Origin of the sequence: Elizabethkingia argenteiflava, from assembly GCF_009904105.1 — a bacterium.
GTDB classification, from domain to species: domain Bacteria; phylum Bacteroidota; class Bacteroidia; order Flavobacteriales; family Weeksellaceae; genus Elizabethkingia; species Elizabethkingia argenteiflava.
In genome coordinates, this window is the sequence record NZ_JAAABJ010000548.1 from 1 (window position 1) to 227 (window position 227).

Annotated in this window: 1 pseudogene; it reads right to left on the reverse strand. The window is 32.6% G+C overall.

The annotated features are described in order from the left end of the window. A pseudogene (locus GNY06_RS13770) lies at positions 1-227 on the reverse strand (IS982 family transposase); the annotation flags it as partial.

Genomic DNA, 227 nt, shown 5'->3' on the forward strand with positions numbered 1-227 from the left:
AACTTCTGATTAATTTGCATATTTCTAATGGCATGCTATCTACAATGTAATAATCACTGACAGATATTTTTGCAGCTATCTTGTTTCTTAATGAATCCCCATAAGCAAACAAGTTGCGCTTTCTGCGATTGTAAACACTACGTTCAATCCTAGAGGATAAATTGAAAGGTAATTTTCTGAATAAATCCCGCTCTGAATCAATACTCATAAATTCTGAAGTTAAGTCT